General features: G+C 35.4%; 10 protein-coding genes and 5 tRNA genes. 11 read left to right on the top strand and 4 right to left on the bottom strand.

Annotated elements, in window-relative coordinates:
• Window positions 1-7 precede the first annotated feature (7 nt).
• The 7 genes from HCW_RS07915 to HCW_RS07885 all read left to right on the top strand — a co-directional run bounded on the left by HCW_RS07915 (window position 8) and on the right by HCW_RS07885 (window position 4,215).
• Window positions 8-484: a hypothetical protein gene (locus HCW_RS07915; RefSeq protein WP_014661693.1), complete on the top strand. Its 477-nt coding sequence runs from the start codon at window positions 8-10 to the stop codon at window positions 482-484.
• A 25-nt stretch (window positions 485-509) separates the two neighbouring features.
• Window positions 510-2,036: a glutamine-hydrolyzing GMP synthase gene (gene guaA, locus HCW_RS07910; protein WP_014661692.1), complete on the top strand. Its 1,527-nt coding sequence runs from the start codon at window positions 510-512 to the stop codon at window positions 2,034-2,036.
• A 75-nt stretch (window positions 2,037-2,111) separates the two neighbouring features.
• The gene (locus HCW_RS07905; protein ID WP_014661691.1) at window positions 2,112-2,867 is read left to right on the top strand and encodes an HpaA family protein; all 756 of its coding nucleotides are present in this window, start codon (window positions 2,112-2,114) and stop codon (window positions 2,865-2,867) included.
• A 902-nt stretch (window positions 2,868-3,769) separates the two neighbouring features.
• Window positions 3,770-3,847 (top strand) — tRNA-Pro (locus tag HCW_RS07900).
• A gap of 63 nt (window positions 3,848-3,910) precedes the next feature.
• Window positions 3,911-3,987 (top strand) — tRNA-His (locus HCW_RS07895).
• Between the two features lie 55 nt (window positions 3,988-4,042).
• Window positions 4,043-4,119: transfer RNA gene (locus HCW_RS07890), tRNA-Arg, on the top strand.
• A 19-nt stretch (window positions 4,120-4,138) separates the two neighbouring features.
• Window positions 4,139-4,215 (top strand) — tRNA-Arg (locus tag HCW_RS07885).
• A 714-nt stretch (window positions 4,216-4,929) separates the two neighbouring features.
• On the opposite strand, the gene HCW_RS07880 is transcribed toward HCW_RS07885, so the two are convergent.
• The 3 genes from HCW_RS07880 to HCW_RS07870 all read right to left on the bottom strand — a co-directional run bounded on the left by HCW_RS07880 (window position 4,930) and on the right by HCW_RS07870 (window position 7,734).
• Complete coding sequence (locus HCW_RS07880; protein ID WP_014661690.1) at window positions 4,930-6,480, bottom strand: dipeptide ABC transporter ATP-binding protein; 1,551 nt, start codon at window positions 6,478-6,480, stop codon at window positions 4,930-4,932.
• 20 nt (window positions 6,481-6,500) lie between these two features.
• Window positions 6,501-7,499: an ABC transporter permease gene (locus HCW_RS07875; protein WP_043902846.1), complete on the bottom strand. Its 999-nt coding sequence runs from the start codon at window positions 7,497-7,499 to the stop codon at window positions 6,501-6,503.
• Window positions 7,500-7,658: 159 nt separating this feature from the next.
• Window positions 7,659-7,734: transfer RNA gene (locus HCW_RS07870), tRNA-Ala, on the bottom strand.
• A 475-nt stretch (window positions 7,735-8,209) separates the two neighbouring features.
• On the opposite strand from HCW_RS07870, the gene HCW_RS07865 reads away from it, so the two are divergent.
• Window positions 8,210-10,693 (top strand): TonB-dependent receptor family protein, encoded by a 2,484-nt coding sequence (locus tag HCW_RS07865; protein ID WP_043902845.1) that lies wholly within the window; start codon window positions 8,210-8,212, stop codon window positions 10,691-10,693.
• A gap of 198 nt (window positions 10,694-10,891) precedes the next feature.
• Here HCW_RS07865 and HCW_RS09490 read toward each other — a convergent pair whose 3' ends face one another.
• Window positions 10,892-11,068, bottom strand: coding sequence for a hypothetical protein (locus HCW_RS09490; RefSeq protein ID WP_155802265.1), 177 nt, complete (start codon window positions 11,066-11,068; stop codon window positions 10,892-10,894).
• A 42-nt stretch (window positions 11,069-11,110) separates the two neighbouring features.
• On the opposite strand from HCW_RS09490, the gene HCW_RS07860 reads away from it, so the two are divergent.
• The 3 genes from HCW_RS07860 to HCW_RS09895 all read left to right on the top strand — a co-directional run bounded on the left by HCW_RS07860 (window position 11,111) and on the right by HCW_RS09895 (window position 14,401).
• Window positions 11,111-11,362 carry a hypothetical protein gene (locus HCW_RS07860; protein ID WP_014661687.1) on the top strand — a complete coding sequence of 84 codons (252 nt, stop codon included), beginning with the start codon at window positions 11,111-11,113 and terminating at the stop codon, window positions 11,360-11,362.
• Complete coding sequence (locus HCW_RS07855) at window positions 11,334-12,071, top strand: nucleotidyl transferase AbiEii/AbiGii toxin family protein (protein WP_014661686.1); 738 nt, start codon at window positions 11,334-11,336, stop codon at window positions 12,069-12,071. Before HCW_RS07860 ends, HCW_RS07855 begins: the two co-directional genes overlap by 29 nt.
• 401 nt (window positions 12,072-12,472) lie before the next feature.
• Complete coding sequence (locus HCW_RS09895) at window positions 12,473-14,401, top strand: outer membrane protein (protein WP_014661685.1); 1,929 nt, start codon at window positions 12,473-12,475, stop codon at window positions 14,399-14,401.
• Window positions 14,402-15,503 lie beyond the last annotated feature (1,102 nt).

Genomic DNA, 15,503 nt, shown 5'->3' with positions numbered 1-15,503 from the left:
AATAATTATGGATTTTTTTTTAAAGTATTTTGGTTTAGGCTTTCTTATTTTAGGAGGGGCATTGCTTGCAGAGTCTCAGGGTTTTGCAGTCAAAAGCGATGAGAGTTTGAGTGGTAGATTTTTAGAAGTTTTATCTATGGACTTTCAAGATGAAATGCATGCGGGTCTTAAATTTGTAGTTGCTAAAGATAAGGATAAAAATGACAAGAAGGAGCTTTGTCATTTTGATGCTGTTTTATTATCTGAGATGGCAATGAATAAAGTCCCTAAAAACGCTCTTTCCTTACAAGAGATTTTATTTGAATCCACTAAAGATAAGACAAATTATGTATTTGCTATGATTGAGCCTAAATTTTGTGCTAGAGAAAAAAGAAAAGATATTTCTAAGTTACAACAATGGTTCAAAGAAAAGGCATTAGGTTTGATTGAGGGCTATAAGGTAAATTATCAAAATCCCTATAAGCTCCACAATAAACACAAATAATTATAATTTAAAATGAAAGAGTAGAATGGTTTTAGTATTAGATTTTGGGAGTCAATATACTCAGCTGATTGCAAGGCGCTTGAGAGAGAGTGGAGTTTATGCTGAGATAGTTCCCTTTTTTGAAAGTGTAGAAAATATTCAAAAAAAAGCGCCCAAAGGCTTGATTCTAAGTGGAGGTCCAGCAAGCGTGTATGCCAAAGATGCCTACAAGCCTAGTGAAAAAATCTTTGAGTTAGGTTTGCCAATTTTAGGGATTTGTTATGGCATGCAGTATGTGGTGGATTTTTTTGGTGGGAAAGTAGCTTGTGCGAATGAGCAAGAGTTTGGTAAGGCTACTTTAGAAATCACTAAAAATTCCATGCTTTTTGAGGGTGTGAAAACAAAAAGTCTTGTATGGATGAGTCATATGGACAAGGTTGTAGAATTGCCCAAAGATTTTACTACCATTGCAATAAGTGCTAATTCACCCCATTGTGCGATTGAATATAAAAAGATTTTTGGTTTGCAATTCCACCCAGAAGTGATTCAAAGTGAAGAAGGGGGTAGAATTTTAGAGAATTTTGCCCTTCAAATTTGTGGTTGCGAAAAAACTTGGGGAATGAAAAATTTTGCCAAAGAAGAAATTGCTAGATTAAAAGAGCATGTTGGCAATGCTAAGGTTTTGTGTGCGGTGAGTGGGGGAGTAGATTCTACCGTGGTAGCAACCTTGCTACATAAGGCGATTAAAGATAATTTAATTGCTGTATTTGTCGACCATGGTTTGTTGCGTAAAAATGAAAAAGAAATGGTGCAAACGATGTTTAGGGATTTGCAAATTCCTCTAAACACTATAGATGCTAAAAAAATCTTTTTGTCTAAATTAAAGGGTGTGAGTGAGCCAGAATTAAAACGAAAAATAATTGGTGAGACCTTTATTGAAGTGTTTGAAAAAGAGGCTAAAAAGCACCACTTAAAAGATAAGATTGAGTTTTTAGCCCAAGGCACATTGTATCCTGATGTGATTGAATCAGTAAGTGTTAAAGGGCCTTCAAAGGTAATTAAATCGCACCATAATGTAGGCGGGTTACCTGAATGGATGGATTTTGAGCTTATAGAGCCATTAAGAGAGTTGTTTAAAGATGAAGTGCGCTCACTTGGAAGAGAGCTAGGTGTGCCAGAAAGCATGCTTATGCGCCATCCTTTCCCCGGACCCGGACTTGCTATAAGGATTTTGGGTGAAATCACAGAAGATAAGCTTAAATGCTTGCAAGAGGCTGATGCTATTTTTATTGAAGAGCTTAAAAAAGCTAATTTATATGATAAGGTGTGGCAAGCTTTTTGTGTGCTACTAAATGCTCTTTCAGTAGGGGTTATGGGAGATAATCGCACTTATGAAAATGTCGTGTGTTTAAGGGCAGTGAATGCTAGTGATGGCATGACAGCGAGCTTTTCACACTTAGAACATGCATTTTTAGAAAAAGTATCTAATCGTATCACCAATGAAGTGAGTGGGATTAATCGTGTGGTGTATGATATCACTTCTAAGCCACCCGGAACAATTGAGTGGGAATAGTTAAAAATCGTTGTAAAAAAGTAGGATTTTTTAGATAATATTAAGATTTAAAATCAAAACTTAGGAAGGAATCTCATGAAAAAATGTAATTTGGCTTTGGTAGTAGGAATGTTATTGGCAACTCAAGCTTTACAAGCTGATGTGGCTCAAGAAAAGGCGCAGAAAGATTATCACCATGCAATCAATACGGGTGAGTCTACGGATTTGCACTTTCATTATCCCATTAAAGGTGAGCAAAAGCCTAATAATGGGCATATGGTATTATTGATAGACCCAAAACTAGAAATCAATAAGATTATTCCACAAGCTTATCAAAAAGAGTTTGAAAAGTCTTTAATGGTGCAAATTAGCAGTCTTTTTGAAAGAAAGGGCTATAGCGTTTCGCATGTCAAAAGTGAAAGTGAAATTAGCGAAGAGATGAAGAAAAAGGCTCGCCTTGCTTTGCGTGTTGAAGGCAGTATGGCAATCTTAGAGGATATTGTAGAAGAAAGCAAGGATATTACTGAAGAAAGAGTGATTGATATGTCTTCAGGATATGTGAACTTAAACTTATTTGAGCCTAAGAGTGGGGATATTATCCATAGTTTTGGTGTGGATATTTCAAAAATTAAGGCAGTGATTGAACATATTATGCTTACACGCACTAATTCTGGTGGGTATATGCCAAAAACTGTTACTCATAAAGTTAAAGAGACAGACCATGATAGAGCTATTAGAAAGATTATGAATCAAGCATATCAAAAGACAATGGGTCATGTCTCTAAAGAATTAAACTTAAAAAATGTCATGCACTATCAGCAAGTGGCTAGTGAGATAAAAAAACGCAAATAACTTTAAAAAGAGAGTCTTAAAACTCTCGCCTTTTTAAAAGGTAGCTCTCTATAGGAGAGTTGCTTGGAATCAATGATTTTTATTCTAAAGTCTTTTATAACTTGGTGTTTTAAGAGTTTATTTCTATCATTTTATCATTAAAAAATTAGCTTGTTGTATTTTTGATAAATGCCTATTTTTAATGATTGGTATCAAATTAGAGTGTTTATTGCTTTGATTCTTATAGATTATTAAATTCCTAGAGGAATAGGTATTTTAAATGCTTTTTAATATGAATTAGATTGAAAATAGTATTTTTAGTTGTTGTATGGAGCTAGAAATTTAAGAGAATACTAAAAGGCTCTATTATATTTTATTGCTTGTTTTGCTCTCTTTGGGACATGATTTTTAAAAGTTTTATATGACTTTATTTTCATTAAACACCGATAATAAAATATAAAAAGAGCTTAATGTTTAAATTGCGTTAAGTGATAGTTTCTAGGTATTTTTTAGAGTTTAACAAAGACTAATGTTTTAAGTCAATGAGTGTTTGTCTTAAAGGCGCTAAACACACTTTTAAGACGAGCTAATACGAAAAAGCCTTTTAAAAAACTCTCTTTAAAAGAAAAGAAATTATTTTGTTAAGATATTTTTAGGGTATCAATGCTTAATTAGGATAGCGTTTTTTAATTTTATGTTTTAGTTTAACTAAAACAATAATATAGATTTTATTGTCGTATTGCTTTTATAACAAAAAGTTAAGCCATGATAGCTTAGTTCTTTGTTTTAAGCAGATAAATTTCGCTAAGGCTTTGCTAAAGAAAGTAGGTTTTATCAAAATTTAATTATTTTTTGTGAAGTGCTTGTGAAACTTAAGCTAAAAATTAAAAATTTTAGCTATAATGTTTCTTTACAAAAATTATCGGGGCGTAGCGCAGTCTGGTTAGCGCACTTGGTTTGGGACCAAGGGGTCGAAGGTTCGAATCCTTTCGCCCCGACCATTTTTGTAAAGTAAATCGTTCTGTTTAATTTTTTTTGGTAGAATATTTTTCACTTCTTTGATGGTGGGAGTAGCTCAGTCGGTTAGAGCATCAGATTGTGGTCCTGAGGGTCGTGGGTTCGATTCCCATCTTCCACCCCATCTTTAATAATGAAAAATTACCAAATCTGTATTGTGATGTTCTTTTAAATTGTAGGCGTTCGTAGCTCAATTGGATAGAGCACCAGACTTCGGATCTGGGGGTTAGGGGTTCGACTCCCTTCGGGCGTACCACCTAACATTATCATTATATGCGCTTGTAGCTCAGCTGGATAGAGCAACAGCCTTCTAAGCCGTAGGTCGCAGGTTCGAGTCCTGCCAAGCGCACCACCTTAATGATATTCTTTGAGAGGACACATGGACTTTTTAGAGTGGGCTTTACTCATCTTTTTAATCTTAGTGTTTTTGATAGGAATTGGTTATTATATATTCATGGTTTTTTCTTCTAAAAATTAGCAAAGTGTTGTTGATTCTAGTTTTTTATATTCTCAAATATTTTTAATCTCATAACTTATTAAAAGTATTAAAATAGCAAGTTGGTAGGCAGTAAGAAATAAGAACTTTTTTGAAAACTATTTAGCCTATGATACTTTTGTAATATTAAATCACACTATTTTTGATTAGATAATGTTGCAATAATCATACAAAAAGCAAAAACACCTTTAGCCAAAGATAAATGATAGGGGCGTTAAAATTACGCAAAAAATCTTGATAAAAGCGTTTGTTTAAGAAATCTAGATAGTGAGAGTTTAGGCTAGAATAGGATTGTATAGAGCTAGAGAAAAATTTTGAAGTTGTGCTTTGTGTTGTCAAGGAGTGTTTAGGATTTGATTAAAGGGGCTTTAAGACTAGGATTTCATTAGTTGTAAGAATATAGAGCTAAACCCATTTAATAATCTTTTATGATATTTTTTTATGTAACATTAAGCGTGAAATATATTTTTAACACCTTTTAAATTGCATAATGAATTATTTGTAATAAATGAAAATATAGAGTTTTTAAAATAATCATAAAAAGTGCAAGAAAATAAGAGTGTAAAACCCTTATTTTCTGGATTCTAATAAGTGTTTGGTATATTCGTGTTTAGGGTTTTCAAAGACTTCTTCTGTAGTGCCAAATTCAGCAACTTGTCCCTCACATACTACTAGCACCTTATCACAAAACGCTTGCACAATGTCCAAATCATGGCTAATAAATAAGTAGCTTAAACCTTGTTTTTCTTGCAAGTTTAAAAGCAAGTTTAAAATTGATTTTTGAATGCTTTTATCTAAGGCTGAAGTAGGCTCATCTAAGACAATAATTGAGGGCTTTAGAGCAATCGCTCTAGCAATAGCCACTCTTTGGCGCTCCCCTCCGCTTAATTCAAACGCATACGCATGCAATAATTTAGACTCTAGTTGCACTTCTTCTAAGCAAATTTTGGCTTGCTCTTTAAGGATCTCTTTATTAAGAGAGGGTGAGCCAAAAAAAAGCGCTTCTAAAAGAATATCTTGAATGCTTAAACGAGGGTTGAGCGAGGCATAAGGGTCTTGAAAGACAATTTGTAAAATCTTGCGATAGGGTTTAAAGGCTTTTGAATTAAGATTTTGGACATTTTGACCTAAAATTTTTTCTTCCCCACTACTTAAGGCAAGCTTTAAAAGCCCTAGAGCTAGAGAGCTTTTCCCGCTCCCACTTCTTCCAATCACCCCAATATTTTCCTTTTCTTTCAAGCTAAAATTGACTTTAGAAATGAGCGTTTTTTGTAAAGAGGGCATAAAAAAGCGTTTTTGCAAATAATGCACGCTAAAATCTTTTGTTTCTAGGCATGTTGAATCTAGGGGTTTTAGAGTTTTTTTAGGCAATATTGAAGATTCTAATAAGGTTTTGGTATAGGGGTGTTTGGGGGCGTTAAATAATTCGTTAGTGTCCCCACTCTCGCATACTAAGCCATTTTTAAGCACAAACACCTTTTCTACAAGGCGCTTAATCGCATTCAAATCATGGCTAATGAATAAAAGAGCGAGATTTTTTTCAACACTTAATTGATAGAGTAAGTCTAAAATTTGTCCTTGCACTTGCGCATCTAAAGCGGTAGTTGGCTCATCACAAATAAGAAGTTTTGGCGCATTGATTATGCCCATAGCAATAGCCACTCTTTGGCGTTGCCCTCCGCTTAATTCATAAGGGTAGCGATTTAACAAGCTCTCATCTAAATGCACTAAGTGCATAACTTCTAAAACCTTTTCTTTAATGAGCGTTTTACTAGCAAGTTTATGGTGCAAGAAAAAGGCCTCGCTAATTTGCTTATAGATTTTATGCAAAGGATTGAGACTAGATAGAGGGTCTTGAGCGATATAAGCAATGGTATTTCCCCTTATAGCTTGCAAATCTTGCATAGAGCATTCTAAAAGATTTTTATTTTCAAAAAGTATTTTTCCTGAGTGGGGTTTAAATTTGGGGTTTAATCGCATAATAAGATTAGCAATAGAGCTTTTTCCGCTCCCACTCTCGCCCACTAAGCCTATTCTTTGAGCCTCTAAAAGAGAAATATTGATATTTTGAAGTGAAAAATGCGAGCTTAAAGCACAACTTAAATTTTCAATTTTAAGCATAAAGACCCTTTAATAAAATCCTATTTGAGCATGTTAGAATTGAACGCATCACGCACCCCTTCACCAATAAATACTAACACTGAAAGCAACACTCCAATAGATAAAAACGCTACTATGGCTAAATGCGGTGAAGTGAGATTGTTTTTGCCTTGATTGACTAATTCACCTAAAGACGCACTCCCTACAGGCATGCCAAAGCCTAAGAAATCTAAAGATACTAAAGTAGCGATGCTTGCAGCCATTAAAAAAGGGATATAAGTAATACTTGCTACAAGCGCATTAGGCAAAACATGATAAAAAATAATGCGTAAATCATTCGCCCCTAAAGCTTTTGCAGCCTTAATGTAATCCATATTTCTTGCCCTTAAAAACTCTGTTCTTACCACTTGAGCTAATCCCATCCAGCTAAAAAGTAGCACTAAAATTAAAATGAGCCAAAAGCTAGAAACAAACGCACTAGAAATAGTAATGAGTAAAAATAGCACAGGGATACCATTCCAAATTTCGCTTAAGCGTTGGATAATTAAATCCACTAACCCCCCATAATAGCCTTGAATCGCTCCTAAGCTTACCCCAATAACCACGCTAAAAAAGGTCAATAATAACCCAAATAAAATAGAAATGCGATAGCCATATACAAGGCGAGCAAGCACATCTCTAGCTTGGTCATCTGTGCCTAAAAGATGTTTGAGACTTGGCGGGGTTGGGGCAGGAGAATCTAAATCCATTACAATACTATCATAACTATAAGGCACTAAAGCACGCACAACAAACGCATCTTTTAAAAGCGTGTTTTTAACATAGGGGTCATTATAATTAGTAGGGGTAAAAAAGTCGCCCCCAAACTCCACTTCAGCGTAATCTTTAAACATAGGAAAATACATTTTGGAATGATAGTAAATAAATAGGGGGCGCTCATTAACCCAAAACTTTGCCCCCATAGATAATACTAATAAGCCAACTAACACCCATAATGACACCAAAGCTCGTTTATTAGCTTTAAAGTTTTGAATACGCATGCTTAATAGAGGACTCACTATTTTCCTTTAGCAATCAATTTGTTTTTAGAGTTAATTAATTATAATGAAATATGGATAATGTTTAAAAAAGCGCCTTAGGGATTGAAGCGCTTTTGAAAAATTTATAAATAAAAAAGGAAAAAAACAAAAATAGAAAAATGGTGGAGTGTAGGGGGATCGAACCCCTGACCTCAACGCTGCCAGCGTTGCGCTCTCCCAGCTGAGCTAACACCCCAAAAGCTCTCAATAAGTTGCTTACTTAAGCAAAAAAGAATGAGATTATATCATTTTTAGCTTGAAATTGTCAATTTTAAAATCCATTAGATTTTCAGTGAAAAATAAAGGCTTTTAAAAAGAATAAAAACAAGCAAGCAAGATAAGCAATCATAATGGTTTATTTTTAAAAGATTAGCTATTAAAACCAATAAAAAGCTTATTTTTAGTGTTATTAAGTTTATTTTAATATTAAGTTAATAAAATTCGCATGTTTGTATTTTGTGAAAAGAATTAAGAATAACAAGTTTTTATATTTTGGTTTTTTTGTTTTTAGCTTTAAATAGGCATAGGAATGTCTCATTTGCGGTGCGTTTTATATTTTATTGAGCGCCTTTGAATAAATTCTTGTCGTTTTTTCACTAATAATCAACAATATTTTACATTTTTAAATATTAAACTTTTGAGAGTGAAAGGGAATAATTTTGAAAAAAGCATTGAAATATTTTAGTGTTTCTTTAGCATTAATGGTGTCTTTTAATGAAATTTTATTGGCTAAAAGCAAGGATTATACTCTAGGTAAGATTAAAGCTACAGGGCAAAAGGACAATTTATCAGGTTTTGTTAACACAAGCTATAATGGCTTGACAGCTCCTAAAAGTTGGCAAGATGAAGAGGTGAAGAAATTTAGTGGTAGTAGAACCGTGATTTCTAATAAACAACTTATGCAAACGGCTAATCAAAGTATTGAAGAGGCTTTGCAAAATGTGCCGGGTATGCAAATAAGAAACACAAGTGGTATTGGTGTGTTGCCTGTTATTCAAGTGAGAGGTTTTGGAGCAGGTGGCTCAGGGCATTCTAATGCGGCACAAATTCTAGTTAATGGCATTCCTATTTACATAGGGCCTTACGCACAAATTGGCTTACCGGTATTTCCTGTAACTTTCCAATCAGTAGATAGGATAGATGTGATTAAGGGTGGCTCAAGCGTGCAATATGGGCCTAATACCTTTGGTGGTGTAATAAATATTATTACTAAGCCTATTACGGATAAATGGGTTAATGAGGCGGCTGAGAGAATCACTTTTTGGAATAAGGCACAACCTAAAGATTGGGTAGATAAAAACGCCCATCCTATCAATAATAGCCTAGAAAATAATATGCTCTATAACACTTATGTTAAAACAGGTGGTAAGATTGGCAAGCATTTTGGCATTATGGCACAAGCTAATTGGGTGAGAGGGCAAGGCTTTAGAATCAATCAGCCCACTTCTATTTCCAATTACATGCTAGATGGCGAATACGATATTAACGAGAATAACGACATTAAAGCCTACTACCAATACTATGATTTTAATATGAGCACGCCCGGGAGTTTGGATTGGGCAAGCTATGAACAAAATCGTTTTGCTAATAACCGCCCCTATAACAAAAAATCAGGTAGAGCCAAGCGTTTTGGCATTGTCTATACGAATAGATTTGGAGATATAGATAAAGTAGGGGGGATATTCACTTTCACTTACTATACCCAAGATATGACAAGGAACTTCCAAATTGATTCTAACTATAATAGCTCTAACACACATTTGTGTTTAGAGGGTGTGGCATGCCCTTTTGGAGGGAATATGTATCCTTATACCTCTAATACTTATAATGGCTTTACTTTAGACCAAAATCCTAGAAGAGTCGTGTTTAATGCGTTTGAGCCAAAACTTAATTTAGTGGTTAATACCGGTAAAATCAAGCAAACTTTTATTATGGGTATGCGCTATTTTACTACGGATATGTATGCGAAAAATTTTAGAAACACCCTTAGTTGCAATAATGAAAATGCCTCTTGGTGTGATAATGGAGGGGTGAATCCTCAAGTTTATGAGGGGAGTGCGCCGGGAATGAGCGGGTGGTATGATAAGAAAAATCACTACCGCCGATGGAATAATGACTATGTAGCAGCATATATTAGCGATAAGATTGAAATGTTTGATAGCAAGCTTTCAATAACGCCGGGCGTGCGCTATACTTTTATGCAATATCACTACACCGGTGATAAATCTTGGGGTTATGAGCCACCTAAAATAGATTTGCAAAAAATTAGCAACATGAATGTATGGAACCCCTCAGTAAATATTGACTACACCGCTTATGAAGACAATAAGCACACAATGTTTACTTACTTTACCTATCAGCGCTCTTTCTTGCCCCCACAACTCAATGTGATTTCAGTGGGTAATGTAACCAATGAATATTTTACGCAACATTTTGACCAAGTAGAAGTGGGCGCAAGATATAGCTATAAGAATAAATTCAGCTTTAATGCAGATTATTATCGCATTTGGGCAAAAGACTATGCTACCGGACAATATGCTATCTATACAAGCGGGCCTAATAAGGGCAATATCCGCCCGGTTAATGGCTATTCTCAAGGTGTGGAATTAGAGGCATATTATCGCCCTATTCGTGGCTTACAATTCCATGCGGCCTTTAACTATATTGATACTAGAGTAACAAGCCATTTTGCCTTAACAGATTTAGCTGGCGATAGCCTAAAGGGCACAAGTTATAATAAGATGTTCCCTTTTGTTAGCCCTTATCAATTCATTTTTGATGCACGCTATACCTATAAGCGCACTACTTTTGGTCTCTCTAGCTATTTTTATAGCCGAGCTTATAGCAATATTGGCAACACGGTGGAGCGCAACACCTATTGGGATTTAGGTGGGAATAATATTAATGGTGGGGGTGCTGGCTGTGGTGCGTGGTGTATGACGGTAAGTAGAGGCGAATTGCCATGGTATTGGGTGTGGAATATTGAAGTTTCTCAAGTCTTTTGGGAAAATGGTAGGCATAGGGTTTATGGCTCTTTGCAAGTGAATAATCTTTTCAACATGCAATATTATTTCATTGGCATTGGCTCAAGTCCTAGTGGGTTTCAGTCTGCACCGGGGCGCTCTGTTACAGCGTATTTGAGTTATCAATTTTAAATCTTTTATTATGAATGCTTAATCTAAACGAAGTTTTTTAGTGCGTTTTGGTTATACTTAATCTAAAAACCACTAAGAGATTTTATACAAGATTTCAAAAAACGATATTAAACTTATTCTATCTAAAGACAGACTAAAAGTATTATCAAGACAACAGAGATACTTTGCTTATAAGGGTAAAAAACAAGGTTTTTATAATTATGCTAAAGTCCATATTGCTTTGAATTTGCTATGGACAATTAGAAATCTATCATTGGGAAAACTTGCTAAAATCAAACCAAACAACCGCCCATGCATTACGACTTGCTCTAGTGGGTTAAAATGTAGGCGCATTGTATCCAAACAATCATTATCAGTCAAAACCAAAACCAACACAGAATTTGCTAAACTAGAACAAATCAATTTAGGGAGAATAAGATGCCATTTGCTCCTATGTTACTAGCCACCATCAATAACTCTATTGGTAATAAAAATAAGCATGTGAGCTTAGAGTATCTTATAGAGCTTTTTATGGATAAAAAAACGACTAATCTAAGCAATACTGACAAGTATATTATAGGCACAATCCAGCAAGAGGCACTAGAGCAAGAAATAGAATGGTTTTCACAAGATTATCATGTCCCTATGGAGAATATTAAGCATGTCCTTTCTATCAATCCCTATCAATGAAACTAAGCTTAGTTTTATCAAAAACAATTTTGTAGCTCAAATTCAAGCTTTAGAGCAATTTACCCCCATTATTAAGAACGCTTTAATTTTAGGGCTTAATCCTAGTAGTATTAAGTTTGGCGGAGGCACAGCTTTGAGCATGTATTACTTCCAGCATAGATTAAGTTTTGATATTGATTTGTTTGTTAATGACGCTCAACATTTAGGATTCTTTAGCCCTAAATTATGGATAGATGATTGCAGTCATTTTGATAGCATTAGATACATAGACCAGCACAATCATATAGGCGTAACGAATAAAGATAATATTAAAGTAGATGTTTTAGTGGATTATGCAAGTAATGAGGGATATGTAGATAATTCTAAAAAGATTTTTGCTTTTGATATTTACACAGAAAGCCTAGAAAATATTATCGCTAAAAAGATTACTTTTAGAAAAACTGACAATAAAACAAGAGATATTTTTGATATAGCAGTCGCTCTATATAATGACAATAATTTATTTGACAAGCTATTAAGCTCTCAAAAGATAACCAAGCAAGACCTACTAACTCTTCAAAATTCTTTGCAAGAGTTAGATAAAAAGCGTTATAGCATAGAAATAGATATGGTAGAACCTATTTCACATTACAAAGACCTTTCTTTAAATGCTTATCAATTTTTGATAGAAAAAATAGAGCAGATTAAAACAGCCTTGCTTTTAATCTAGGTTGGGTAGCCATGTAATAAACAATTCTAAAATCCATTTTGAGAAAAAAAGATATATAAAACTATATTTTATAACTCAAAAAGTCTCTTAAAAATAGATAAAAATTATATTTGTTTTTTATTTATAAATAAAAAATATCATTAAAAAAATGATAGATTTTTCTCAAATTAATAATAAAATTTTTTTAATTTTAATAAAAATTAGAGTTTTACTTTTAGAAACATTGGGGGGGGGGGGCTTAAAGGAAAAGAAAGTAGTAGGTGGCACTTTAAGCTTACATTTTAGCAAAAGGTGCTATAGTTACAACCAAAATAGCTTGTAAAATTTGTATTCAAAATTAGACATACCAATACTAATGATAGCTACTTCATATGCAGAACATGCAAGATTAAGGAGATTTTTTGAAAAACATTTTTCATAAAAATGGGCGCTTAAAGGCGTTTTGTCTTTCTCTAGTGGCAAGCTTGTCTCTAAGTGAGTTAGGAGCTGAAGAAGATGGATTCTTTTTTGGCATTGATTATCAAGCAAGCCTTGCTAGACAAAATATTAAAAACCCGGGTTATGCGAGCGCACAACTCTTAAGAGAAGAGATTAAGCAAGGGGCGCAGAGTGTTAATAGTGCTGCAGTGCCTCTAGCCTACTATTTAGAGCTTTTAGGTTCAAAAACGGTGGAATTGATGAGCCAACTTTGTAAAGGCAAAGATGGCGAGTGTGCTCCACGTATTGGTGGGACATCAACGCCTAACTTGGCTAATTACACTCCAACAGATAGTGGCTTATTGTTTAATTCGCTATATATATTGCAAACCTTGCTTTCTATGTCGCAAACTCCAGAATATAGGCAAGAGGCTCTTGCGGGTAAAATACAGCCTCTAGTGCTTAGCTATGGCGATTTATTACCAAATGGTAAGCCCATTCAAGACCTAATCCCTACCTTACAACCGGGTCAAACCTTTAATATCACTCAAGCAATGATGAATGTGGCTCAAAATATTGATACCGCATTAGGTGTTATTGGCGCTAACTCTACTTCGCCTTTTGCTAGTAAAGAATCTATCAATGCCTCTAGTGCAAATAGTGGCACAATGCCTAATGGTGGTGGTGCTGATACCCCTAAAACAGCTGGGACACCCATAGCTGATGGCGCACAACAACTCTACAATTACTTAATGCAAGCGATTGTGCTTGGGGTAGCTGGGGTTGAGTCTATGAACTTGCAAACAGGGGATACGAAGTTTGGTCAAAATCCTTTCTATTGGGAAAATGTTGGAACAGACAAAAATCCCCATTATGTCTATATCGGGCAACATAATGGTATTAGCATTGGTGATGTAGCAACCGGGATGCAAGGCTTTGGGGCGCAATCCTCTCTCTTAGGAGCGCACTCTACGATTTCTCAAATTGAGGCACTTGTAAAGCAAGGGCGCTCTCTAGCATTAGACACTCAAATTTTAGGCGAGTATCTCAAGCAGACTGTGTGTCAAATTGGAGCTAATCTCTGTGGTCTTAAAAAAGGAGACACTAATGAAGACATTCCTCTCCTACCACAATATGATATTCCTAAGGGTTGGGATGCAACAAAAGTTAAAGAATACATACAAGCTACCATTCAAGGCACTAATGGAAAAGCGATTTTACCTTTCTATGAACCCGGCTCAAAAACGCCAACTAAAATAGCCGTAATGGGAAATATTGCAGGATTGCAAGCATCTAAAAGCCTTGTTCAAACCCAACTAGAAAGACTTGTTTCAGGGTCTAAGAGTTTGTATGAAATCTCTTATTTACCCAATCTTCAAGCGCTCAATTCCTATCAATCAGGGAGTATGAATGGATTTGGCTCTAAGCTAGGTTATAAGCAATTCTTTGGGCGCAAGCGTAATTTAGGCTTACGCTATTATGGATTTTTGGATTATGGAGCTGTAAATTTTGGTAGTGGCAATTTAAAAGTTGGGGCAAACCTCGTAACCTATGGAGCAGGCACAGACTTGCTCTATAATGTGTTTGAGCGCTCAAGAGGGAGAGAGAAGACCACGCTTGGATTTTTTGCGGGGATTCAACTAGCAGGGCAGAGTTGGTTTACTGATGTGTTAGACCAGCTTAATGGTAGAATGCCAAGTAAAATAAGCCATTCATCATTCCAATTTTTATTTGATTTGGGGGTTAGAACCAACTTTTCTAAGAGAAAGCCCGGTAAACACACTTTTCAACAAGGTATGGAAGTGGGGGTCAAAATCCCTACTATCCAACACACTTATTTTAAAACGGCTGGGGTGAGTGTGAGCTATCTTCGTAATTTCAGTTTCTATGTAGGCTATACCGTAGGATTCTAAGAGAGAGAGAGATGAATAGAAAGAATAAAAAAAACATGTTTAAGAACTTTGCATTTAAAGCAACTTTAGCCCTAAGTGTTCCCTTATGCGCTATTTTAGCTGAAGATAGTGGCTTTTATATGGGGATTGGCTATCAAATTGGAGGCACTCAACAGCAAATTGACAATAAAGGCAGTGCTTTAAGACAAGAAACCGTCCAGTCTTTTCGTAATGTGGGGGTTTCTATGGCGGGTAATCAAGGGCTTTTATCTATTACGACTAATGCGGTAATGGGAGCTCTTACAGATATGGTGAGTAAGGCTTATCCGGATTCTGCGGGTGGTTTGGCTAAGTTTGTTATGCAGCGTGCTGAGGCTGATAGGAGTCTTTATACCATTCAAGGTTTGCAAAAGTTTCTTGCAGGCTTGTTAAAGAGTGCGCCCTCTACTGATTTTAGCTATACGCATACTTACCAACCAGCGATTGGAATCTTTAATGCGGTGCAACAAGAGTTTGGTCAGCTTGTTGTAGGAAGTATTAATATTTTGAACCGATTAAATCTCGTTAACAATCAAAACACTTCACAACAATTAGGTAGCTTGCTAAGTGGCTTGCAAGATTTTTATAACACTTCTTTTAGCACCATTCCCCTAGCCCTAAAAAGCTCTTATGCTCAAACTCTTGGTTTGTATTCTTATCAGCTTATGGGTAGTCTTGGCAAGACTGATACTACTAACTCTTTTTTAAAACCCGTTAGTAGTAGTGAACAAGTCATAGTAAACCTAAACCCTCAAACATGGGAACCTATCCCTAACACAGGACAGAATATCACTTTTGCTCAGCAATTAATGGATGATATTTATGGGGTTACTTCATTAATATGCGCTACTAGTCAAACTTGCGATGTTTCTACCACTAAAACCAACCCTTTTACGATAAACAATCTTAGTAGTAAGCCTCTTGTCATAACAGCACTAAAAAAATTGCAAACAGATGTAACAAAAGCTCAAAATGATGTGAAAGAGGCACTTGAAGCACCAAATGCTCAAGCAAATCTTGGGGCTGTAGCGCTTGCTAACATGCTCAATCAGTTGCAAGACATCACAACAGGAACTCTTAATGC

It is taken from the genome of Helicobacter cetorum MIT 00-7128 (assembly GCF_000259255.1).
Lineage (GTDB): Bacteria > Campylobacterota > Campylobacteria > Campylobacterales > Helicobacteraceae > Helicobacter > Helicobacter cetorum_B.
This window is presented reverse-complemented; position numbering and strand designations above follow the sequence as displayed.